The following is a 21,501-nucleotide window of genomic DNA, read 5'->3' as shown; positions in this document are numbered from 1 at the left end:
GGCCTATTTCTCGGTCAGTTTCAACTCAATCCGGCGGTTCTGGGCGCGGGCCTGGGCCGTATCTGCCGTATTGATCGGCTGAAACTCACCAAAGCCATTTGCGGACAACCGGCTGGGTGAAATTCCCAAATCAGACACCATATAGCGCACCACAGAGAGCGCTCGCGCTTGGCTCAGTTCCCAATTGTCTGCAAATTGCCCCGTGCCGGACAGCGGCACATTATCAGTATGCCCATCAACCCGGATCACCCAATTGATTTCTGGGGGAATGTCCCGTGCAATCGTGCGCAGAATAAGCGCAATCTTCCCCATCTCGATTTCGCCAAGGGCAGACAGTTCGGCACCGCCCGGTGGAAAGAGAACCTCGGAGGAAAACACAAAACGATCCCCCTCGATGCGGACCCCTTCTTGCGTCCCCAAAACATCCCGCAAACGTCCGAAAAATTCCGACCGATAGCGTTGCAGATCTTTTGTTTGTGCGGCCAAGGCTTTGGCCTCTTCCTCGAGGGCAAGGGCCTCAGCTTCCAGCCGTTTGCGCTCAGCTTCTTCCAGCAACCGCCGCCTACGCTCTTCTGACGCGGCGCGTGCAAGGGCTGCGTTCAGGTTTTGACCAAGGTTCTGCAGTTGAACCTGTGCGGCTGTATCGCGTGCTTTGAAATCATCCAACAGGGCTTGCAATCCACCCAATTGCGTCCGCAAGGCTGCTACCTGCTGGTTCAACAAGGCTCTTTGTTTTTGCGCCTCGGTCGAAATTGCTTTTTCATCGGCCAATTCGGCACGCGCCTGAGCCAGCAAGGCAGCCCTCTCTTCGGCCAGAGATCGTTGCGCTTCGGCTGATACGCCTGCTTCTTCTTGACCAGCGATTGCCGCCAACAGCCGACGTTGCAACACATCCCGGTCCGAGGACGCGGCCTGCGCTTGCTCCAGCGATTGAAGGGCAGCAAGTAGTTGCGCTTCTATCGACGCTTGATCCTGCGATGATGTTTCGATGGTAGACCGCAGACTTTCCAAATCGCGTGTGGCCCGCCCCAATTCTGCACGCAACTGATCCGTTTCGGACTGGGCTTGTGCCAGTTGATCTTGCCAACCTTGCCGCGCCTCGATTGCACGTGTTTCACCCTCGGCAATCTGCGCCTCCAGCGCACGTCTGGCTGCGGCCTGATCACTTTGTAGCTGGGCCAATCGTTCTTGATATTGGGATTCGGTTTGAACGCTGGACGACTGCAACGCAGCAATTTCGGCTTCAAACTCAGCCCGGGCCTGCGCCGCTTGCGCGCGCGTTTTGGTCAACTGGTCTATCAAGTCCGCTTGCGTCGTTGCGCTGTCCGTTCTCAGCCGATCCAATTCCGCCTCTAATGCGGTTACACGATTTACACCGTCAGTTTGCGTAACCTCCATCTGCGCAAGAACCCGTGTCAAACGCTCGGCCAACTCATCCCGATCGCGCGCTTGTGCTTTGGCCGCTTCGATCTGGTCCAAGGCTTGGGCCAATGCCTGATCAAGGGCTGCCTTCGCCTGATCTGCTGCAGCCAGCAGGATTAATGTCTCTTCTGCGTCCTTGCGCTGCGCTTCCAAAGACAAGGTCATCGCAGTCAATTCAGCATCTGCGTCCGCCAATTTGTCACGCAGAGCCTGTGCCGCCGCCGCCTCGACCAGACGGGCGGCCTCTTCTTCATTCAGTTCATTTTGCAGCGACTGCGTCAGCTCAGACTGCTCTTTGCGCTTTTGTTCAAGGTCCGCCACCATCGATTCGAGCGCTTCACGACGGGCAGCTGCCAGTCGGGCAGCCTCGACCTGTGCATCTACCTCTGATCGGGATTGGGCCAACGCAAGATTCAGGGCCTCTTGCTCGGATAACAGGCTGTCTGTTTTTGCGCGCAGATCAGCCCGCTCTTGCTCCAGCGCTGTAATATCTCCAAGTGCGCGCTCCTGATCTGCAAGCAAGGTCGCGACCTGTGCTTCGAACGCTGTGATCCGGGTGTTGGCCGCTTGGATTTCATTGCGTTGCGCATCACGTTCAGCCGTTAAATCCGAAATGATGGATCGGGCTTGGTCCAAATCGCCCTGCGCCTGATTGAGGGTCGAATTCAAGGCCCCCAAGCGCGCCTGCAACTGATTGGCTTCTCGCTCTTCTAGCCCTAGCGCAATCGCCAACGCTTCAACTTCGCTCGCCAAAACATCCAGCTCGACCTCTTGTCCAGAGATTGTTTCGCGAAGAACGAACTGCACCACCATAAAAATGGTCAAAACAAATGTCAGGACCATCAACAGCCCTGTCATCGCATCCACAAAACCGGGCCAAACAGAGCCCTGGAATCGTTGACCAGTACGGCGGGACAGGGCCATCGCTTACTCCCCGTCCGTGCCCCGGACGCGTGTTTGCCCCCGCGGCTGCGACAATGCATTGGCCAAAAGGTCAATGTCTTTGCGCAATTCAACCATGGTTTCCTGACGCCCGGCGGACATCTCTTCCAAGATGCGTAACATTTGCACATCAATCGAGCGTAACCGCATCCGGCTTTCAGCATCTATGCCTTCGTTCTCACCTTGGGCCCGGATCACATCGACCAATGTCTCTTGCACCGCGGCCACGCGGTCCAGGGCGATGGCAGTGTCCTGACTTTCGGCAGCACGGTGGTTCATGTCCGAAATGGACTCGACCAACTGTGAAAGCTTAGCATTAACCGCCGTGTTTTCTTCGCTAGAGGCAGCGAACATCCCCTGCAAGGACTCCATCTGCTCCCCCATTCGATCCATCACATGTGTGAGCATCGCATTGTCTGATCCGCTACTGTCTTCACCCGAGGCAAAGCCAAGCCGTGTGATCGTGGACAGCCATTCTTCCAATTCGCGGTAGAACCGGTTTTGCCCATGTCCTGCAAACAGTTCTAGCAACCCAACAATCAGAGATCCGGCCAAGCCGAGCAGCGAGGACCCAAAGGCGACCCCCATCCCGCCCAGCTGCGCTTCAAGCCCTGTCATGAGACGGCCAAAAACAGCCAGCCCCTCTTCGCCTTCTTGCGGAGCGAGGCTGCGGATGGTGTCGACAACAGCAGGAATCGTAGTGGCCAGGCCAAAAAATGTGCCCAAAAGGCCCAAATATATCAGAACGTTGGTGATATAACGGGTTATCTCACGTTCTTCTTCGATCCGTTCAGCCACCGAGTCCAAGATTGAGCGGGTTGATGTTGAGCTGATATGCATCCGAGCCGCGCGGCTCCGCAACAGCGACGCCAACGGGGTCAATAGCTGTGGCGGTGCTATGCCCTCACGCTCGTTCCCACTTGCAAATTCTTCGATCCAGCGCACGGACCCGATCAGCTGAATCACTTGCCAAAAACAAGCGAACACACCGATCACAAAAACCAGCAGAATAAAGCCGTTTAGGTAAGGGTTGGCCTGGAACACCGGCAAAACGCGCGGCAGCGCGACGAATATTCCAAAGCCGGATAAGGCAATTACCATCAGCATCATCGTGATCTGACGGATGGGTTGCGAGAACTGAGGTCTCACTTCACTGTCTTGTTGCGCCATGCGCTTGTTTCCTGGCACGTTTGTCTGCTCAGCTACAAACTTACCGGCAAATTGCGCATAACGCCAAGGCTTTATGCAACCAAAGCCCGCACACGATCAGAAAGCCAGTTCAGATCCTGATCGTGCAAGCCGATATCAGCCAGATGCTCAGCCGTGTTGTAGAGGTATTCAGTATTTGGTCCGCGCCCCCCGACAGCATGTGCAATAATCTGCGCCTGTTCTTCCAAGGGCATTCCACCACAATACTGCACATGATCCGCATCGATCACATAGGTCACGGCATTCACAACCTCACCCGTATCGAAATGCACATCCAGCATCTTTTCTAAGTAGGCTGACGACACCAATTCACGCTCTCGTAGCTCTGCAAGCGTACGTTCTTCGTGTCCCGCTTCAACCGCAAAGGCAACGCCTTTGCAAAACGAAGCCTCAATCGCGTCCAGCGCCAACACCAGTCCGGGGTTCTCTTCGGTACCGCGATGGTGGATAGAGCTCATGCAAAAAGACCGTGCGTACCCTTTCAGTGTCGCCAGTTCGCTGCGTGCAACCGGAAAGCCCGGGTTCCACAATAACGACCCATATCCAAATACCCACATTGTCATCACTATGGTCCTTGCTTGTTTCGCCCTATAAACATCAAAATCAGAGCAGGAAAAAGGGGCTTTGGCCAATGTTGCGCTTGATCCGTGTTGTGATTGTCTTGAGCTTGGTCTGGTGTGCCTATTGGTACGCGGCGGGATATGGCTTGCGTTCAGGTGTGATTGGCTGGTTTGAGAGCCAACGGTTGCGAGGGTGGCAAGCCGATTATGCCACGATATCAACCTCTGGCTTTCCCCTTAGCCACAAAACCCTACTTACCAATCCTGCCTTGGCAGATCCGAGCAATGGCACAGCTTGGCAGGCCGACTGGTTGGAATTGGATAGTCCAGCGATCTGGCCCGGTCGGCAAACTGTTCGCTTTTCAGAGACACCGCAGCGATTGTCCTATCTGGATCGCCACCTGATCCTCCAGGCTCAAAAGATGGAAGCGCTGCTGCACCTTCAACCCGGTGTTGCTTTGACACTGAACCAAATGTCTGTGACTGCGAACCGCTGGACCATATCGGATGGGACGGGACCTATGCTGGGAGCCGAAGACCTGACCCTTGCGATGGTGCAGACCGATCGACCAGATACATATACCTACGACATCGAAGCCGGGCATTTCACATTGGGGGACGATCTGCGGCGACTGCTTGGGTCCTCAACCGCCCTGCCCCACAGCTTTGAGACACTCAAACTGGACACGACGATTCAGTTTGACAAGCCATGGAATCGATCAGCCCTAGAAGAGCGGCGCCCGCAGCCCACAAAGATCGACCTTGCTCTTGCCGAAATGCATTGGGGGGCTTTGCGTCTGTTCGCCACAGGTCAGCTATTGGTTGACGAGCTGGGTGTTCCCACGGGCGAAATTGCCCTCAAAGCCGAGAACTGGCGGGAAATGCTGACAATGGCCCATAATGCTGGCGCGATCCCGACACAGGCCGTGAACCCTGCAGAACGGGTCTTGTCCATGCTGGCAGGCCTGGGCGGCAATCCACAGGCATTGGATGTTCAGTTGAACTTCAGAGATGGCTATGTGGCTCTGGGGCCGATCCCTCTTGGGCCAGCTCCACGCATGATTTTGCGCTAGCGACAATACGGCCCGCCCCGGTGGCGCGCTGTATCCAGATGGAAATGATCCTGATGATAGCGGTCCGCCTTGGGTCCAAGCACCGTCCCAAACGGGCCGCAGGCTGCTTTCCACGTTCTTTGCAAAAGACGGCGGGAGCTGCCCCGTTTCCATCCTTGGAGAACAGTAATCTCCTCTCCGTCTTTCATAGTGAATGACGAAATGTCGATGGCCTTACCCTTGCCATGTTCGGAAATTTTGGCGCCCCTTCGGTTGTTTCGCGTCCGGCAAGAGTAGTGCGCCGCGACACGCATCTCAACGACCGGGCCACGGTTCCGAAATGTTGGCTTTACCCCGCGTTCAACCCATTGGTTTAATGCTTGTGCTGTATCACAAGTCATCACCGCACCTCGACTTAGCCGCACGCCTGAGATGGACGTCACACGAACCGCATCCTTGACACCACAGCCGTTCAGTTTTCCGGGAACCCGTCCGACTTTCTCGCCCTTGATATCCGCATTTCCACAGACCGACCCCTTACGGCTTTTACGCTTTTTGCCAAAGAAAACCTGCTGTTCAACGGCTTTCGGGCGCACGATAGGGCGCAAAGAGCTTGTCGGGCCAAATGTCTGCACCGCGGCCGCTTGGGCCACGACCGTTATCTCGGCCTCCCCCGGCTCTGCAGCCTTCGTGGGGCGGGGCGTCGGTCTCAACCTTACACCTTGAACCCTTGTCGCCACTTCTGAAACAGCCACCAATACAGCAGCCTCTTGCAATGCGGGGGATTGAGGCTCTTCCTGTGCCTCTGCCAAAGGTATCGGTGGCACGAATGCACGCCCAACCGGGCGCAACGATCGTTCAGGGGCACTCGCTGACGCGACCAGCGTTGTTGTTAACAACAACACAGTGCAAACGAGGCCCCACCGGATCACGATTTGGCCTTTCCACGCCCAAAATCTGGCGCGTCCGTATCTTGACCCGCTTCGATAATACCACGGCGAATGGCACGGGTGCGCGTGAAGTAGTCGAAAAGATGATCTCCGTCCCCAGTTCGAATGGCCCGTTGCAACGCAAACAGTTCTTCCGTGAACCGCCCAAGAATTTCCAGCGTTGCATCCTTGTTGCTCAAGAACACATCCCGCCACATGGTCGGGTCAGAGGCAGCGATCCGAGTGAAATCCCGGAAGCCAGCAGCCGAGTATTTGATCACTTCGCTATCCGTGACACGACGCAGATCATCCGCGACGCCCACCATTGTATAGGCGATCAGGTGCGGCGCGTGGGATGTGACCGCCAAAACCAAATCATGGTGATCTGCATCCATTTCTTCAACATTCGCGCCGATGCCTTCCCAAAGGGCGCGCAATTTTTCTACCGCAGCGCGATCAGAACCTTCGACAGGCACCAGTAGGCACCAGCGGTTGTCGTACAGTTCGGCAAAACCGGATTCTGGTCCTGAATGTTCGGTACCAGCCAGCGGGTGCGCCGGAATGAAATGCACACCTTCAGGAACAAAAGGTGTAACAGCATCAATGACATGCCGTTTGACCGACCCAACGTCGCTGATCGTTGCGCCCGGCTTTAGCACCGGGGCAATTTCTTGGGCCACTGCGCCCATTACACCGACAGGGACACACAAGACGACGAGGTCTGCGCCTTCTGCAGCTTCGGCGGCGCTGTCGCAAATACGATCACACAACCCGATCTGACGAGCCGTATCACGGGTCGCTTGTGAGCGGGCGTAGCCGGTCACTTCTTTGGCCAGACCAGAGCGTTTGATCGCCCAGAACATCGAAGAAGCAATAAGTCCCAAACCAATCAGGGCGACACGGTCATAAATCGGTTGGCTCATTTAGCGCCCCCTTTGAATGCAGCAACAGCGTCCACGATGCGCCGACAGGCATTTTCGTCACCAACAGTTATACGAAGTGCGTTTGGCAAGTTATACCCAGCCACCTTACGCACGATCAGCCCCTGAGATTGCAAATAGGCGTCGCAGCCTTCGGCCTCGGCCTGGTCAGAGAAACGGGCCAGGATAAAGTTCGCACACGAGGTATCTGATGGCACGCCCAACGCAGCAAGTGCCTCGGCTAACCAACCGCGCCACTTTGTGTTCTCTTCCAGACAGAATTCAACATAGGCGGTATCCCGGATTGCCGCCTCGGCTGCGACCAAAGCGGACGCTGAAACATTGAATGGGCCGCGCAAACGATTGAGAACGTCGATGATATCCTGTGGTCCATACCCCCACCCCACGCGAATACCCCCCAGGCCATAAAGCTTGGAAAACGTGCGGGTCATCACCACATTGCTGCGCGCATTGATGATCTCGACACCTGCGTCGAATCCACTGACATATTCGGCATAGGCCCCATCGAGAACAAGAATAGCGTGCGGCGGCAACCCATCCGCAAGACGGGCAACTTCGGCGGCTCCGATCATGGTGCCTGTTGGGTTGTTTGGATTGGCAATGAATACCAATTTGGTTCGATCCGTACATCCGGCCAACAAAGCGTCCACATCTGTGACTCGCTCACGTTCGTGCACCTCGACCGGAGTTGCACCAGCGGCCAAGGCGCTAATGCGATACATCGAAAACCCGTGCTCGGTATAGAGAACTTCATCCCCCGGACCAGCGTAAGCCTGACACAGAAAAGCAATGATTTCATCGCTCCCTGCCCCGCAAATCACCTGCTCGGGGTTCAAGCCGTGTTGTTCCCCAATCGCTGTCCGCAAACCGGCATGATCGCTGGATGGATAGCGATGCAACATCGCCGCACTGTCTTGGACGGCCGCGATGGCCTTTGGACTTGGTCCATAGGGGTTTTCATTTGAGCTAAGCTTGATGACATTGCTCACGCCCTCTACATGCGCCGTGCCGCTCTGATACAGTGCGATGTCCATAATGCCGGGCTGAGGGGTGATTTTCGTCATATTAGGGCTCCTTGATGGAACCCTAATAACGCTCTGCTTTCTCCGAGAAAAGCGGCAATGGCGTCACGCCGCTACAGATTGCCCACGAAACCGTGCGGTTGCAGGGTCCGCATCGTAATATTGCGCGAATTCCTCGGTCCGCTGACTCAGCTCGTTCACACTGTCGATGATGAACTGCGCCGACGCCGGATCCATCATGTAGCTAAAGTTCAGTCGCACCCAACCGGGCTTCAAAAGCTCTTTGCCCGCAGCAAGATCCGCATGCAGGGCCAGTGACGCCTCTTCATCAATCCCCAGCAAACGATGCGCATAAGGCCCGGCACAGGCACAACCACCACGGGCTTGGATTCCATAGATATCGCTCAGCATCCGTGTAAATAGCTGCTGATGAACGGGGTTCCCGGCCTTGTCTTTTACCAAGAAGGAAAAGATCGGCAGCCGATGGGGGTTCTCCGTTCCAAGCAGTGTCAGATGCGGATTGTTGCCCCACCCTTCTTGGGCCATCTGATTGAACTCAGCTTCGCGGCGGGTGATTTCCTCAACCCCGACCACATCTTTGACGATAAAGGCCAATGCGGCGCGAATGTCTCCGATGACATTCGGCGTCCCGGCTTCTTCGCGTGTCGCCAGATCCTCGGAATAGTCGTGGCCCCACGGTGAAACAAAGGACACGGTGCCTCCACCTGGCCAACTGGGGCAGGTCTGATGAACTGCCGTTCTGTTCACAACCAATACGCCAGAGGCGCCCGGCCCCCCAGGGAATTTATGTGGCGACACAACAATTGCATCTTTGCGTACGTCTGAGCCCGCGCCCATATCCATCTGCAGATACGGACCACCCCCTGCGTAATCCCAAACGGCAAGTGCCCCATGCGCCTTGAGAATTCGGGTTACCGGATCAGGGTCAGTAATGATGCCCGTGACATTTGAAGCGGCAGAAAAACTGCCGATTATCAAATCAGCATCTTTATGGGTCACCAATGCCGCTTTCAGCGCGAACAGATCCGGACCGCCTTCTGGCGCTTCTGGAATCTCGATAACTTCGGCTTTGCTTTCACGCCAAGGCAGAATGTTGGAATGATGTTCGTACGGACCAATGATTACAACCGGTCGGTCAGCTTGTTCCACCCCCAACAAACTAACCAACCGATTGAGCCCAGCCGTGGCACCCGAGCCGGTGAAGATCACCGCATCGTCTTCAGTGGCACCGATAAGCCGGGCTATCTCGGCTCGCGCCTCACGCCGTAACCGAGTCATGTATGAGCCGCAAAAGGAGGCTTCTGTGTGGCTATTGGCATAGAATGGCAACACGTGGGTCGCGACAAAGGTTTCTACCTGTGTCATTGCGCGCCCCGAAGCAACGTAGTCCGCGTAGACAAGCGGAACGTCCCCAAACAATCCGGGAATGCTGATTCCCTCTCCAATCATTCCATCCCGCAAGGACTTAGATTGAGTGGTGGCTGATAAGCCTTCGCGAAAATGGGTAAGGGTCATGTTCAAGCTCCTGTTACCCAACAAAGATGACCCCAAACAGGGCAAAAAACTTACCCGATTTTTGTATATTTTCCCAACTTTTTGTGTCAGATGATTGGATATGACCCATAAGATAGATCAAATTGACATCCTGTTGCTGCGTGAACTGCAAAAGAACGCCACATTGTCCCAAAGAGAACTCGCTGATCGTGTCGGCCTGTCCCAAAACGCCTGCTGGCGACGATTGAAAGCCCTTTCTGAGGCAGACATCCTTCAAGGTTCAAGCGCCCGCATTGCCCGCGAACGGCTTGGCCTTAATCTGGTTGTTTTTGTGATGCTACGGACCCGCCATCATTCGGCGGAGTGGTTGCAAGCCTTTCGCAGGCACGTCTTAACCATCCCCGAGGTGGTGGATTTTCACAGAATAGGCGGCGATTATGACTACCAACTCAAAGTCGTGACGCAAGATATGACCAGCTATGATCAGGTCTATCAGCGACTGATCGACAAGGTCGAGTTGGACAGCGTCACATCCTATTTTGCAATGGAAGCTATTGCGGAAAATCGTCCGCTCCCCTTATAAATCAGGGCCGGGCTCAAAGTCTTCTGGTTTCAAAAACCGCGCCTTACCATCTGGACGCTCAAAATCGATGTGCAAAATGCGGCGTGTCTTATTGCCGCCTTCGACCCTTCGAAACCAGAACTCTCTGTCGGCAAAATTTCCCGGCACCATGACCCAACGCGTCATCCCGGCGGCCATCCCTTTGTACGGGGCGATCAGATCAATGATCCACAACCTGTCACCTGATGTCCAATCTTCGTAACTCAGGGTTTTCCCAGCAACGAGCCGAGCCTCTGCCTCTGGCCCCAAATACGCCCAAGTGAACATTCCACGGGGCACGTCATCAAAGCGGAAAATGCGAAACTGCCCCAATTCAATCGCAGGCTCAATCGCCGCGCGCAGGTTCGCTATATTCATCGCTGCATGATGGGCGCTGCGCAGCGCCAGAAACATCACGTCGCCATATACGCGCAGTTTTTCCTGTGATGGGAACTCTGGCCCTGTGCCTTTGGGCGACGCTGTTTGGCTCATACCGCCGCAGTCTGCGTCATGAACATTCCTTCTTGCACCTTGGCGACATATTTCGCTGCCGGTCCATATGTTCCGTCATCCTCGTCCAATTCAGGGAACAACGCCAGCAACTCTGCCCGGGCATCTGGAGCAACGCCCCGCAAACTGAAACCAGTAGGATGGAAACTCTCGGTCAAGCTTCCTTCTGTAAAGATCACCTGATGCGTATCAAACAGAATGTGGAAATACTCGATTTCACTGTCCTCTTGCTCCCATCGGATCTTTTGCCCATCGACCAACCCCTTTGCTGGGACTAGGATCTCGTCCTCTCCAAAGAACAGCTGAGCGCGCCAATCCGACAACAGAACACGATGCTGTGGCGACACACGTAAATCCCGTCGCGGGCGCCCTCTTCCCAATGCCCCTGCCTTGATACGGATCGGGTGCCATTGAGGGTTTCTGCGCAATTCCTCTGCCTCTAGCAACCGTGACCCAATCCAGCGGATTGGCTGCGATCCATTGTCAAGCGTCGGAATCCAATCGCCGGGCTGGAGCGTTTCGACCGGCCGTCTCCCGTTTGCGGTTCTAATTGCCGTTCCCCGAGCGACACAAATCAGCAATGTGACCGAGACTTGATCATCATCAGATTGCCCACCTGACGTCCCCAGGATAGTGAACGAGACCGTCTGATTAGCGTCGCTTGCAAAAACTGCTGAGCGATCGATGTCAAAAGAAAAAGTGCCGTCAGCATTCAGTACGAAGTTGTCTGTGTAACTGTCAAAGTTCGCGCTTGTGCCTATTATGGAATAATCATCGGCTTCGCCGGTGCTTCCCCCGGTCAACAAGCTGACAACGTCAAAATCGCCCGATACGGTTGTCGCTGACGGATCCGTCAGATCCACTGTTAAAGACCAGTCAGACGGTCCGCCGCCGTACCCGGTCACCTCACCAATATTATAGCCCATTCTTCAGCCCTTCCATTCCCCCCAGGAAAAGAAGTTCAAGGTCAGAGTAACAATGTGGTCTCAACAAGGCAAGAAAGCCTACGCGTCTCGTTCACAACAAAAAAAGGCCGCGCAAAACGCACGACCTTTTGAAATCTTTGATGAATGGCGAAGATTAGTTCTTCGCGTAGAATTCCACGACCAGGTTTGGCTCCATGACGACTGGGTAAGGAACATCGCCCAGACCCGGCGCGCGCACGAATGTCGCGGTCATTTTGGAGTGATCTGCGTCGATGTAGTCAGGCACGTCACGCTCAGCCAGCTGAACGGCTTCGAGCAGAGCAACCATTTGCTTGGATTTGTCGCGAACCTCGATAACGTCACCTTCTTTTACACGGTAAGAAGGAATGTTGACGCGCTTGCCGTTCACTTTCACGTGGCCGTGGTTTACGAACTGACGTGCGGCAAAAACGGTTGCAACGAACTTGGCACGGTACACAACTGCGTCCAGGCGGCGCTCCAGCAGACCGATCAAGTTTTCACCAGTGTCGCCACCAACACGCTCGGCTTCGGCGTAGATGCGACGGAACTGCTTTTCGGTCAGATCGCCGTAGTAACCCTTCAGCTTCTGCTTGGCGCGCAGCTGAATACCAAAGTCGGACAGTTTGCCCTTGCGGCGCTGACCATGCTGGCCGGGGCCATATTCACGACGGTTAACTGGGGATTTTGCGCGGCCCCAGATGTTTTCGCCCATGCGGCGGTCAATTTTATGCTTGGCAGACGTACGTTTAGTCACGGCTGTTCTCCTTCTAAAAACGAAGCCCACCCCGAAACCGGTATGGGCTACTATGAAGGGCGTTGTCCTCTAGTCTGTTCAGACTTGACAGGAATCCCCTTGCGAGGGCCACCAACACCAATAGAGCCGCGCTTATATCTGCGCGGCCCTCAGAGTCAACACGGGATTGACCGAATTCTCAAAGTCCTAAGCCGCCTCATGTCGCAGCAACGCTGCTTCGGTATGAGAAAGGTTCCGACGCGCAAATCCACCGTACCCATGTGGGTCGCGATCCAAGCCCGGCAGATGCGCCAAAAGCCGGGTACGGTCCGCATCCGTCAAAGCATCCATAGAGGCATTCGCGGGATGATAGCTTTCGGTCTCAACACCATTTGCCCATAGAATCTGATGACTGGGCAAAAGCAGGTGAATGTAGGTAACCTGACGAACAGACAGATCCACCCCAACCGTTGTGCCATTGATCAGGTCACGAGCCGCCACCAAAACTTCGGGCGTATTGAAAAGGGCCTGCGCGGCAGCCCCACGCAACAGCATTCTATGCGCCGGAGAAACCAACAGCTCAGCATCAGGGCGGTCAATGCCAAGCGCCCCCGCCCGAATACGGATCGGTCGCAACTTGGGCATGACAAACAAGCGTGCGCCCGTCATTCGGCGATTCCCAATCCATTGTATTTGCTGAGGGCCGCTATCCCGCGTCTGTACCTTATCGCCTTCGCGCAAGTCCTCGACCAATCGCGGTCCCGTCGGTGTGGATATGCGCGTTCCCGGCGTAAAGCAGATCACTCCACCTTCACCAAGGGCATCATGCCCACGATCCGCACCTGTCAATGAGTGATGAACCACCCAGAGATCCGTATCCCGAGGTGGCATATGATCGAGGAACATTAGCAAGCGCGTGCCGCCGTTAGCCACCTCTATCACTGTCACTGTATAGCTTTGCGCCCCATTGGTTACGACAAAACTCTGGTCCATCAGGGGATCATCGACCTCAATCGCATCCACATCTGTCCGATTTTGAACTGCCGCACCAACCAGCCGGCGCACTTTGCGCGCCGCCTTTTTCCGTAACGTATCTTCACCGTCCGCCTGATCCAAACGCAACAGCCCTGCCGGGCCCTCTACACACACGGGTTCCCCGTGCCATGACCATACTGCCCCCGCAGTGAGTGACTCCAAAGGGGCGGCCTCAAGGCCATCTAGATCTGTTTGCGCCCAGGAAATGACGAACGTGCCACGAAAGCCCGTCTTCATCTGCCCGTATGCCTGCCATCTTTATTTTTTATTACCGCCAAGTTAACAAAACAGTTTGCTGAAAGGAAGCCAATTGTTTCCAAGCTTTTAGGCCGTGTTCTTAACGCCTCACTTCGTCTCATGTCGACAGTTCCCCGAACCAACGAAAAGGCGGAATTTACTCGCCCCCCGATTTTGTTCAGTCTGTTTTCGATTCAAATACAATCACTTGAAGCCCAGCAGCCAACAAACACCGGAAGGTATGCCTGATACGGCCCAAACAAGGAAAACTAGCTTGGGAAAGGTCCAGAGTTGCTTTCCCCGCCACATGACGCCAACGGCCACTGCGATACAATTGCGTCTGGCAGCAATCCCAAGCACAACTGTATCAACGCTTTGCTACAAGTCCTGAATATGAGCTGGGCTAGACCAAGCTTGACACCCATCTTCTGTATAAACCTCGGCGCATCTCAGCCAAAAGCCCATCGATCACCTGACTTGCGTCCGGAAAGCAAGATTTGACCTCCTCAGCAGCGACCAATGGCTTGTCATCCAAGCCAATCAGGTACTCGGCGATCCTCTTCCTTCAGGCAGCTCCAAGGGCAGCTGAAGCGCTTCCCTACTCAGCTTGAATTCCGACTGTTCTGTAATGAGAAGCAATCGACGCAGCACAGTGGCGGCCCTTCTCAGGCCCGAAAACCCTGAGTATTCCCAGGCCTCAAGGATGCGTTTTCCCAAATCTGCATCCTATGACTTTTGCCATTCTGCTGGATTACTCGCTTGACGAATGGCTACCTCGACCATCATGAAATCCACAATGTTCCAGCCTTCAAAAAGGTCTTTCAAACCAGCGGGTGTATAAACGGGTAATCCACCACCTTCTTCGGTCAGAAAGTCAGAAGTCCATTCGCTGCGTGGCTACTTCCAGGCAAAGGTGGGTTGATCATAATGCGAGACCCGGGTTGTCTTGCCTCGCAGCACGATCTCGCGAAACTGATAGAGAATGGCAGCCGTGGGCGCATACATGTAGTGCCCCAAAGTCGGGAAGAAGCCAGACAAAATCGGATGATCGCTGTTGTCGCTGTCCTCAAGTCTGGGAATGTCAGGGCTGTCCAGCTCGCGCAAAGGCAAGTGGAACACCTGCGCAACCTCTGAAGGGTCAGGGCAAAGCTGCACCTCTCCAGGGGCCCACACCACAATCGGCGAAACCCGAAACCCGGATCTGGTCGGAAACTGGTCAAGCTGACCAAGGACGTCATCTGCACCCAAATCGAGGCCCAGTTCTTCGTGCAGTTCTCTGAGGGCGGCATTGACTTCGAGCTCACCCTCGTCCAGGCGACCGCCCGGCAAAGCGTACTGGCCGCCGTGGCGGTTAAGTTTCGGAGGTCTCAGTGTCATCAACACGCAGGCCTCGCCCGTTTCCTTGTGCTCGGTTACTACGATTGCAACAGCGGCATCTCGCAATCCAGGTTGTTCTACGGTCAAGGCCTTAAAGCTTCCAAGGTTGGCCTGGAACCGAGACAACAGATCAGGGCCGAACACATAGGACTGCAAGAGACGATCCAATCTTCAGGTCTATAGGCCCAATGGCATCTACTCATCGCAATGGAGGGCACACAAGGCATGAGCGACGACCAAAAAACCCGCCGCGACTCATTCTTGCATCTTTCGACAGCAGATGCACTTAATGCTAGAGAACCGATACCTGAAGGTTGATCTCTCCGACGCCTCTCCCCCTATAAGGAGACGAATTCAGGAGGTAATGCAAACTGATGGGCAAATCGTGCAAACTTATGCGCAATCGCCGCGCAAGATTATGGGCGAGAATCGTGGTTTTTTTCCTTTAGATTCAATGATGGATGTGCAACGTTATGCGCGCACCTACAGAGTGTCTGGCATCTGGTCCGCAAGATTGCAGAGATGCGCTTGGCGAGGGCCGAGAGGCAAGCAAAATGCACGGAGATACGACGTCGATTACGGCTAACAGTTCCGATTGAGGTCGGTCGATGATCGCTTCAATTCTCACTAGATCAAGATAGACCGTGTTATCGATCATCTGATCAGACGACAAAGAAACTATGTGGTATTGTAAGCTGTGAGCACTGAAACCCTAATCAGCATAACCGTATCGTTTGTTCTCACCTGCCTAGCCTTTGGCTGATACGCCATGTTGTAAAAAATAGCGGGCAAGACAGGATAGTGGACCCAGAGGCCCTGCAAGAGTTGATGCGAACCATCGATTGGTCTCGACTCGATAGAGTCATGGATCGGCCCAGCGTCAGGCAGCCCGAAACCGATAAGGCGTAACGTTGGCTGACAGAGATCCACAACGGGCCCAACGACCAGAAATTCGCGTCAAGGCGGATGTGATTGCTGGCGTCAGGCCCTTCGGCGGTGATTACACCTAGTACCGCATCGAGACAGCCGCCCGCCTCGGCCCGGACCTTGCCATAAAGGTTTAGCCTATTGTTTGGCGCAGGTACGCCGCGAGCTCAAGGAAGTGCTTGAACGCGACGTCTCACCTCGCAGATATAAATATGCGAGCCCAACAACGTCGAACCCTATGCCTACCTAAAAGTCGCCTCAGCGGGCCATCCACGCTCATGGAGAGATGAGATCAAGTCGTGAACATTTGCTTGCCAATCGATCAATTCGACGAAGATAACGTTTCAATCTCTACGTCGATTTTCGAATTTGTATAGATACGTAAAGAAACCAAACCTGTTTTGATTTCGCTAAGAACTCGTCGGCGAACCCCTTCTGGCCGATTGCCATTTGCCGCGAGATCAAGCCTCTGACAAAATAGATTTTGCTTGAGCTCGAATTCATCCAACCAATTCGAACCGTTATCAAATATGCTGTCGTTAGCATCACCCAGACGATCTTCTCGGCAGGGCTTTTGCGCGTTAAATTTGTCTGTCTCATCTTCCACTCCTCAGTGGTTACGATGAGCCAAGAACATTCTCTTATCAGATAACGCTATTTAGACCCACAAGCGCTGACGTCAGACACATTCTACTTTATGAGGCCTAAATCTAAGCCATAGTTTTTTGTTGGTGATGACTTTGGTGTTTTCACCTACCCAGTTTCCATTTGACACTCTGACCACAACGAGTGAACCTTGGCGACTTTTCAAAATAAGAAAACTGCGGGTTATCGATGAGCAAAAAAACGCTACTTCTACTGAATGGAAAATCCGCCGTCCGCCCGGAAGTACGTGAAATACTGAAGGCGATTCAAAAGGACTTGGATCTCGAAGTTTGGGTGCCATGGTCGCGCAAGCAACTCAGCAAAATTTTGCGTCGCTCTCTTAAGAACGGGACAAAGCGCGTCATCGCCGCAGGTGGAGATGGAACTCTTAACAAAGTGGCAAATGCTTTGCTTAATTGCACATCTGACGTCGAAGTCTCGTTGGGACTGGTGCCGCTCGGAACGGCCAATGACTTTGCACGAGGCTATGGGGATTTAGGGAACGAATTAGAGCAATCCATCCGACGAGCAGTCACAGGAGGAGCCAGCCCCGTCGATGTGGGAAGGATCAATGGCACGTATTTTGTAAATGTCGCCAGCGGTGGATTCGGTGCCATGATAACGGCCACAACTCCGCAAGACGTTAAACGTAGGTTGGGGGGCTTGGCATACACTCTCGCAGGCTTGGCACGAATCTCCGAAATGCAGCCGGCACAGGCGTCGATCAGCATTGATGGAGAGCCACCCGTTTCGGCGTCTGTCACTGCGTTGGTGATTGCAAATAGTCGTTATGCCGGAGGCGGATTTGATGTGGCCCCCGACGCGTCTGTTTCAGACGGGTTGTTGGACCTCGGTGTGCTTTCTACAGAAAGCTTGCAAGCCGTTTCTTCAGGTTTGGCAGCGTTGTTGGACAGCAAAGATCCCGCATCGGCAATCGTGAACAGGTCGCAAGTGAAATCAGTTGTTCTGGAAACAAAGGAACCGTTCCATCTTAATCTCGACGGCGAGCCGATGATTGATACGAAATTCGAAATAGAGGTTTTGCCTAGGCGTCTAATGTTTGTCACACCTGAACAAAATGAAAGCAGATGAATGTAGGGCTAATTCTACGAGCCTTCTGGGCTGCACTGGTACGATACGACGGGAAATATGGGTGGAGTAAAAGTAGCCATATTGCCATGTCCATGATGTTGGCCTTGTTTCCATTTACGGTCTTTGCATTGTCTTTGACCCAAGCTGTTTCGGCCGAGTTTTCAAGCTTGGACATTGTCGAGTTCATCTATGGAACATGGCCAGATAGCATTGCAGAACCAATCGTACGAGAAGTGCAGGCAGTTTTGCGGGACAGCGGTGTCAAAGCCATGACCGTTGGTGGCCTTCTGGCCGTCTTCTTTGCCTCAAACGGTGTGGACGCTATCCGTCAGGCACTGACGGACGCCTATCGTGAAAACGATCCACGACCCCTTTGGAAATCACGTGCACTTTGTGTTGTCTTCGTCCTTTGCGGCTCTGCAATTTTGACGGTTGCTGCTCTTCTGACCTTTGCCGTTCCATTGTTTTTTGACTTTGTGGAAGCAAATGGGGAAACCCAAGATGCAACATGGCGCGGTTACGAAACCCTGCGCCTTGGGATCTCTTTTGTGTTGCTTATCTTTTCTGTAGTTGCCTGCCACCTTTGGTTGCCAGGCACGCATCACACAATAAAACAGGTGTTTCCGGGTGTGCTCCTCACAGTGGTTCTTTGGATTGTCGCAGGGAAAATATTTGCTCTCTATGTTACAAGCTTTTCTTCCTACAGCATTACATATGCCGGATTATCCGGGGTAATGGCGGCACTTGTCTTCATGTATTTAATGGCCACAATTTTTGTAATCGGGGCCGAGCTTAATGGACGTCTCATAGCAATCGGTGATGCAGATAAAATGGAAGAGTAAAACTATGGGAAAGCTATAGAATTATGAACGGGATCAACGAAGCACTTCAAGTTGGCAGATGCTCTCTTGTGAAAGCTGATGGGGAAATACCCTCCCAATTTGAAAATGCCTCTGAAAAGCTCTGCCGATGATCAAAACCAAGTATTTCAGCGGTTTCATCGATGCTTTTTCCAGCGATTAGAAGGCGCTTGGACGTGCGGTGCCGTTCGACCCTGACGATTTCTCGAAAAGAAGTCCCTTCAGATTTCAGGCGAAGTTGAAGCGTCCTCTCGTGTATGTCCAACGCTTGAGACGTGTTTACCAAACTCCACGGTGCAACCCCGAAAGAAGCACGAACGAGCCCGCCGACGAGTTCCTTCAAATTTGGTTTTTTCTCAACCATTAGAGATTTGTCAGCCAAATAGCGCGACAAGACTTCAACTTGTAACCTATCTGTTCCGGACATCCGCGATTGAAGCAATCTATCGTCGAAAGAAATATAGCCCTGTGCGGAGTTTCGAACCTGACTTATAGGCGCAGTGTATGGAAAATGAGACGGCGATCCATTTGGGTAAGCTATCAGGATGTCAGGATCGCTCTGAAATCTAGAAAGACAGATCACATTGGCTAACAAACTCATCGTGTACTGAACATCATGAACAGCTTGTCTGGCGTTAAAAGGATTGAAGTACCAAATGTGGCAACGCCCGTTGTAAACTCTTATCACCAATTCTGAGTCGCTTTGATAGTACAACAGCGCAGACCGTGCGATTTGCAAAGCATCCCACAAAGTTTCAGCAGAAATGATGGCACGGCCGAAAAAGCCCAAGTCTTCTACCTTTTGAGAATACCCAGCCCAGACAAAGAAATCACTATTGTCCGCAAGTCGTGTCAAACTTGTCATACCCTTTAAGTAGGCCGAAACATCGACAATCTCTTCGGGATCCGCTGGAAGACCGAGATCTTGAATCGTTGTTTGAAATTGTCGAGAGCCACTGGAAAGCAAAAGAGCGGGCCCGTGGAATGCGCCCGCTCGGATCGTAAACTCTTCAACCGAAACACTCATGCGTCGCAATCACTCTGCGGAATCTGATGTGCGCCAATGTGGTCGCTTGTCCGTGTCATGGGCGGCCTCTTCGAAGAATTTTCAGCGTTCACACGTCTAGCACACATTTTCTTGGGGAAAGACACAACAGAAATGTTCCTTTGATTCGTGTTTGCCGACAAGGCTTCTGAAATTCCCAGTAATCTCGCAACGCGCCGCGGCGAGTTGTTTCTGACCGCGTTGCCGCCAGCCGAGGGATCGATGTGGTGATTTTGAGAATTGCGGGAGACAACATGAAACACAAATTTGGCATAACAAAGACGGCGGTGTTGGGTGCCATATCCGCCGCCGCCCTCTTGGTTGGCGCGCCAGTTTCGGCGCAAGACAAACCAAACATCCTTGTGATTTGGGGGGACGATATCGGCCAATCGAATATCTCTGCCTACACACGTGGTCTGATGGGCTATGAAACGCCCAACATTGACCGAGTGGCTGACGAAGGCATGATGTTCACTGACTACTATGGTGAGCAGTCCTGTACCGCAGGTCGCTCGTCCTATATTATGGGCCAATCTGTCTATCGAACAGGCTTGTCCAAGGTTGGCCTTCCTGGGGCGGATCTTGGCATGCAAGAAGAAGATCCGACGATTGCGGGCCTTCTGAAGCCTATGGGGTATATGACCGGTCAATTCGGTAAGAACCACTTGGGCGATCAGGACCGGATGCTGCCTACGAACCATGGTTTTGATGAGTTCTTTGGCAACCTTTATCATCTGAATGCCGAAGAAGAACCAGAAAACCGCGACTATCCTGGCGATGCTGTTCTGGCGGACGGACAAACCTTCCGCGAAGCCTTTGGCCCGCGTGGTGTCATCAAATCATCAGCCGACGGAGCAATTGAAGACACTGGCCCGCTTACGAAAAAACGGATGGAGACTGTCGACGATGAAACCGTTGCGGCCGCTATCGACTTTATCAAGCGCGCCAATGAACAAGGCAAACCTTTTTACGTTTGGTGGAATGGCACGCGGATGCACTTTCGCACTCACATAAAAGACTCTCTTACCGGAATTTCAGGTCAAGACGAGTATGGCGATGGCATGGTCGAACACGACATGCATGTCGGCCAACTCTTGGATTTGCTTGATGAACTGGGTATCGCTGACAACACTATCGTGCACTACTCAACTGATAATGGGCCCCACAAGAATACCTGGCCCGATGCCGGTTCCAACCCGTTCTACAGTGAAAAGAATACCAATTGGGAAGGTGGATGGCGTGTGCCGTCGCTCGTGCGCTGGCCTGGTAAAATCGAACCTGACTCGGTTTCAAACGAAATCATGCACCACATGGATTGGTTGCCAACATTCTTGGCAGCTGCGGGCAATGATACCATCAAGGAAGATCTGAAAGCGGGCGGGGTTCAAGCTCTAGGTCGTGAGTACAAGGTTCACTTGGATGGTTACAACTTCCTGCCCATTCTGACAGGCGAAACAAAAGAAGGGCCACGTCACGAGATATTCTATTTTGCGGATACCGGAGAGCTGACAGCTCTGCGCTATGACGACTGGAAGCTGATTTTCCTCGAGCAAAAAGCGGTCTCGACGTTGCGGGCATGGATCGAGCCTTGGACACCACTTCGGGTTCCTTTGATCACCAACCTGCGACGGGATCCATATGAGCAAGCACATCTGACATCCAATACCTACTACGACTGGATGATTGACCGGATTTATTTCCTGGTGCCGGCGCAGAAATATGTGGGTCAGTTCTTGGCGACTTTCCAAGAATTTCCACCACGTCAGAAACCGGCCAGTTTCTCTATCGATCAAGTTATGGAATTGATGGAGGCAAACAACGGGAGCAAGTGATCCCAAGTTTGTAGAACAGAATACATGTGCGGTGTCGGGATGATGCCGCACATGGCCTCAAGCCAAAA

At 53.5% G+C, this 21,501-nt stretch carries 18 protein-coding genes; 5 read left to right on the top strand and 13 right to left on the bottom strand.

Annotated features, from left to right (window positions below):
• Positions 1–3: 3 nt before the first annotated feature.
• The 3 genes from ABWV33_RS18690 to ABWV33_RS18680 all read right to left on the bottom strand — a co-directional run bounded on the left by ABWV33_RS18690 (position 4) and on the right by ABWV33_RS18680 (position 4,136).
• Positions 4–2,346 (bottom strand): peptidoglycan -binding protein, encoded by a 2,343-nt coding sequence (locus ABWV33_RS18690; protein WP_353332959.1) that lies wholly within the window; start codon positions 2,344–2,346, stop codon positions 4–6.
• Between the two features lie 3 nt (positions 2,347–2,349).
• Entirely contained in the window at positions 2,350–3,534 is a 1,185-nt protein-coding gene (locus ABWV33_RS18685; protein WP_353332957.1) for a biopolymer transporter ExbB, read from the bottom strand.
• A 71-nt stretch (positions 3,535–3,605) separates the two neighbouring features.
• Entirely contained in the window at positions 3,606–4,136 is a 531-nt protein-coding gene (locus ABWV33_RS18680) for a gamma-glutamylcyclotransferase (protein ID WP_113822545.1), read from the bottom strand.
• Positions 4,137–4,204: 68 nt separating this feature from the next.
• Between ABWV33_RS18680 and ABWV33_RS18675 the strand changes: the two genes are divergently transcribed.
• Complete coding sequence (locus ABWV33_RS18675) at positions 4,205–5,206, top strand: DUF2125 domain-containing protein (protein ID WP_353332955.1); 1,002 nt, start codon at positions 4,205–4,207, stop codon at positions 5,204–5,206.
• On the opposite strand, the gene ABWV33_RS18670 is transcribed toward ABWV33_RS18675, so the two are convergent.
• The 4 genes from ABWV33_RS18670 to ABWV33_RS18655 form a co-directional block, all read right to left on the bottom strand.
• Entirely contained in the window at positions 5,203–6,012 is an 810-nt protein-coding gene (locus tag ABWV33_RS18670; protein ID WP_353332953.1) for an extensin-like domain-containing protein, read from the bottom strand. The genes ABWV33_RS18675 and ABWV33_RS18670 overlap by 4 nt on opposite strands.
• Positions 6,013–6,113: 101 nt before the next feature.
• Positions 6,114–7,037, bottom strand: a complete 924-nt coding sequence (locus ABWV33_RS18665; protein ID WP_164622122.1) for a prephenate/arogenate dehydrogenase family protein — start codon at positions 7,035–7,037, stop codon at positions 6,114–6,116.
• Complete coding sequence (hisC, locus tag ABWV33_RS18660) at positions 7,034–8,119, bottom strand: histidinol-phosphate transaminase (RefSeq protein ID WP_353332951.1); 1,086 nt, start codon at positions 8,117–8,119, stop codon at positions 7,034–7,036. Before hisC ends, ABWV33_RS18665 begins: the two co-directional genes overlap by 4 nt.
• 63 nt (positions 8,120–8,182) lie before the next feature.
• The gene (locus ABWV33_RS18655) at positions 8,183–9,613 is read right to left on the bottom strand and encodes an aminotransferase class V-fold PLP-dependent enzyme (protein WP_353332949.1); all 1,431 of its coding nucleotides are present in this window, start codon (positions 9,611–9,613) and stop codon (positions 8,183–8,185) included.
• A 100-nt stretch (positions 9,614–9,713) separates the two neighbouring features.
• On the opposite strand from ABWV33_RS18655, the gene ABWV33_RS18650 reads away from it, so the two are divergent.
• On the top strand, positions 9,714–10,175 hold the full coding sequence (locus ABWV33_RS18650; protein WP_113822541.1) for an Lrp/AsnC family transcriptional regulator: 462 nt from the start codon (positions 9,714–9,716) through the stop codon (positions 10,173–10,175).
• Here the strand turns inward: ABWV33_RS18650 and ABWV33_RS18645 are convergent.
• The 5 genes from ABWV33_RS18645 to ABWV33_RS18625 all read right to left on the bottom strand — a co-directional run bounded on the left by ABWV33_RS18645 (position 10,170) and on the right by ABWV33_RS18625 (position 15,200).
• Positions 10,170–10,685, bottom strand: coding sequence for a toxin-activating lysine-acyltransferase (locus ABWV33_RS18645; protein ID WP_113822540.1), 516 nt, complete (start codon positions 10,683–10,685; stop codon positions 10,170–10,172). The two genes, ABWV33_RS18650 and ABWV33_RS18645, sit on opposite strands and share 6 nt — an antisense overlap.
• Positions 10,682–11,629 (bottom strand): Hint domain-containing protein, encoded by a 948-nt coding sequence (locus ABWV33_RS18640; protein ID WP_353332947.1) that lies wholly within the window; start codon positions 11,627–11,629, stop codon positions 10,682–10,684. The genes ABWV33_RS18645 and ABWV33_RS18640 overlap by 4 nt, the downstream gene beginning before the upstream one ends.
• A gap of 154 nt (positions 11,630–11,783) precedes the next feature.
• On the bottom strand, positions 11,784–12,404 hold the full coding sequence (gene rpsD, locus ABWV33_RS18635; RefSeq protein WP_113822538.1) for a 30S ribosomal protein S4: 621 nt from the start codon (positions 12,402–12,404) through the stop codon (positions 11,784–11,786).
• Positions 12,405–12,590: 186 nt separating this feature from the next.
• Positions 12,591–13,655: a Hint domain-containing protein gene (locus ABWV33_RS18630; RefSeq protein ID WP_113822537.1), complete on the bottom strand. Its 1,065-nt coding sequence runs from the start codon at positions 13,653–13,655 to the stop codon at positions 12,591–12,593.
• Between the two features lie 897 nt (positions 13,656–14,552).
• Positions 14,553–15,200 (bottom strand): NUDIX hydrolase, encoded by a 648-nt coding sequence (locus tag ABWV33_RS18625; RefSeq protein ID WP_353332944.1) that lies wholly within the window; start codon positions 15,198–15,200, stop codon positions 14,553–14,555.
• Between the two features lie 1,593 nt (positions 15,201–16,793).
• Between ABWV33_RS18625 and ABWV33_RS18620 the strand changes: the two genes are divergently transcribed.
• Complete coding sequence (locus ABWV33_RS18620) at positions 16,794–17,696, top strand: YegS/Rv2252/BmrU family lipid kinase (RefSeq protein ID WP_353332942.1); 903 nt, start codon at positions 16,794–16,796, stop codon at positions 17,694–17,696.
• Positions 17,693–18,538 carry a YihY/virulence factor BrkB family protein gene (locus ABWV33_RS18615; protein WP_353332940.1) on the top strand — a complete coding sequence of 282 codons (846 nt, stop codon included), beginning with the start codon at positions 17,693–17,695 and terminating at the stop codon, positions 18,536–18,538. Before ABWV33_RS18620 ends, ABWV33_RS18615 begins: the two co-directional genes overlap by 4 nt.
• Positions 18,539–18,584: 46 nt before the next feature.
• On the opposite strand, the gene ABWV33_RS18610 is transcribed toward ABWV33_RS18615, so the two are convergent.
• The gene (locus ABWV33_RS18610) at positions 18,585–19,583 is read right to left on the bottom strand and encodes an AraC family transcriptional regulator (protein ID WP_353332938.1); all 999 of its coding nucleotides are present in this window, start codon (positions 19,581–19,583) and stop codon (positions 18,585–18,587) included.
• Positions 19,584–19,855: 272 nt separating this feature from the next.
• Here ABWV33_RS18610 and ABWV33_RS18605 point away from each other — a divergent pair, with 272 nt between their 5' ends.
• On the top strand, positions 19,856–21,433 hold the full coding sequence (locus ABWV33_RS18605) for an arylsulfatase (RefSeq protein ID WP_353332937.1): 1,578 nt from the start codon (positions 19,856–19,858) through the stop codon (positions 21,431–21,433).
• Positions 21,434–21,501: the final 68 nt, after the last annotated feature.

The sequence above is a fragment of the Phaeobacter sp. NW0010-22 genome (genome assembly GCF_040365955.1).
Classification (GTDB): Bacteria; Pseudomonadota; Alphaproteobacteria; order Rhodobacterales; family Rhodobacteraceae; genus OMPR01.
This window is presented reverse-complemented; position numbering and strand designations above follow the sequence as displayed.

Bases quoted from the DNA above. Each gene is read 5' to 3' on its own strand.
- ABWV33_RS18685 (WP_353332957.1), bottom strand. From the start codon at position 3,534: ATGGCGCAACAAGACAGTGAAGTGAGACCTCAGTTCTCGCAACCCATC.
- ABWV33_RS18690 (WP_353332959.1), bottom strand. From the start codon at position 2,346: ATGGCCCTGTCCCGCCGTACTGGTCAACGATTCCAGGGCTCTGTTTGG.
- ABWV33_RS18630 (WP_113822537.1), bottom strand. From the start codon at position 13,655: ATGAAGACGGGCTTTCGTGGCACGTTCGTCATTTCCTGGGCGCAAACA.
- ABWV33_RS18680 (WP_113822545.1), bottom strand. From the start codon at position 4,136: ATGACAATGTGGGTATTTGGATATGGGTCGTTATTGTGGAACCCGGGC.
- ABWV33_RS18645 (WP_113822540.1), bottom strand. From the start codon at position 10,685: ATGAGCCAAACAGCGTCGCCCAAAGGCACAGGGCCAGAGTTCCCATCA.
- ABWV33_RS18655 (WP_353332949.1), bottom strand. From the start codon at position 9,613: ATGACCCTTACCCATTTTCGCGAAGGCTTATCAGCCACCACTCAATCT.
- ABWV33_RS18610 (WP_353332938.1), bottom strand. From the start codon at position 19,583: ATGAGTGTTTCGGTTGAAGAGTTTACGATCCGAGCGGGCGCATTCCAC.
- ABWV33_RS18675 (WP_353332955.1), top strand. From the start codon at position 4,205: ATGTTGCGCTTGATCCGTGTTGTGATTGTCTTGAGCTTGGTCTGGTGT.
- ABWV33_RS18640 (WP_353332947.1), bottom strand. From the start codon at position 11,629: ATGGGCTATAATATTGGTGAGGTGACCGGGTACGGCGGCGGACCGTCT.
- ABWV33_RS18620 (WP_353332942.1), top strand. From the start codon at position 16,794: ATGAGCAAAAAAACGCTACTTCTACTGAATGGAAAATCCGCCGTCCGC.
- ABWV33_RS18605 (WP_353332937.1), top strand. From the start codon at position 19,856: ATGAAACACAAATTTGGCATAACAAAGACGGCGGTGTTGGGTGCCATA.
- ABWV33_RS18650 (WP_113822541.1), top strand. From the start codon at position 9,714: ATGACCCATAAGATAGATCAAATTGACATCCTGTTGCTGCGTGAACTG.
- hisC (WP_353332951.1), bottom strand. From the start codon at position 8,119: ATGACGAAAATCACCCCTCAGCCCGGCATTATGGACATCGCACTGTAT.
- ABWV33_RS18615 (WP_353332940.1), top strand. From the start codon at position 17,693: ATGAATGTAGGGCTAATTCTACGAGCCTTCTGGGCTGCACTGGTACGA.
- ABWV33_RS18665 (WP_164622122.1), bottom strand. From the start codon at position 7,037: ATGAGCCAACCGATTTATGACCGTGTCGCCCTGATTGGTTTGGGACTT.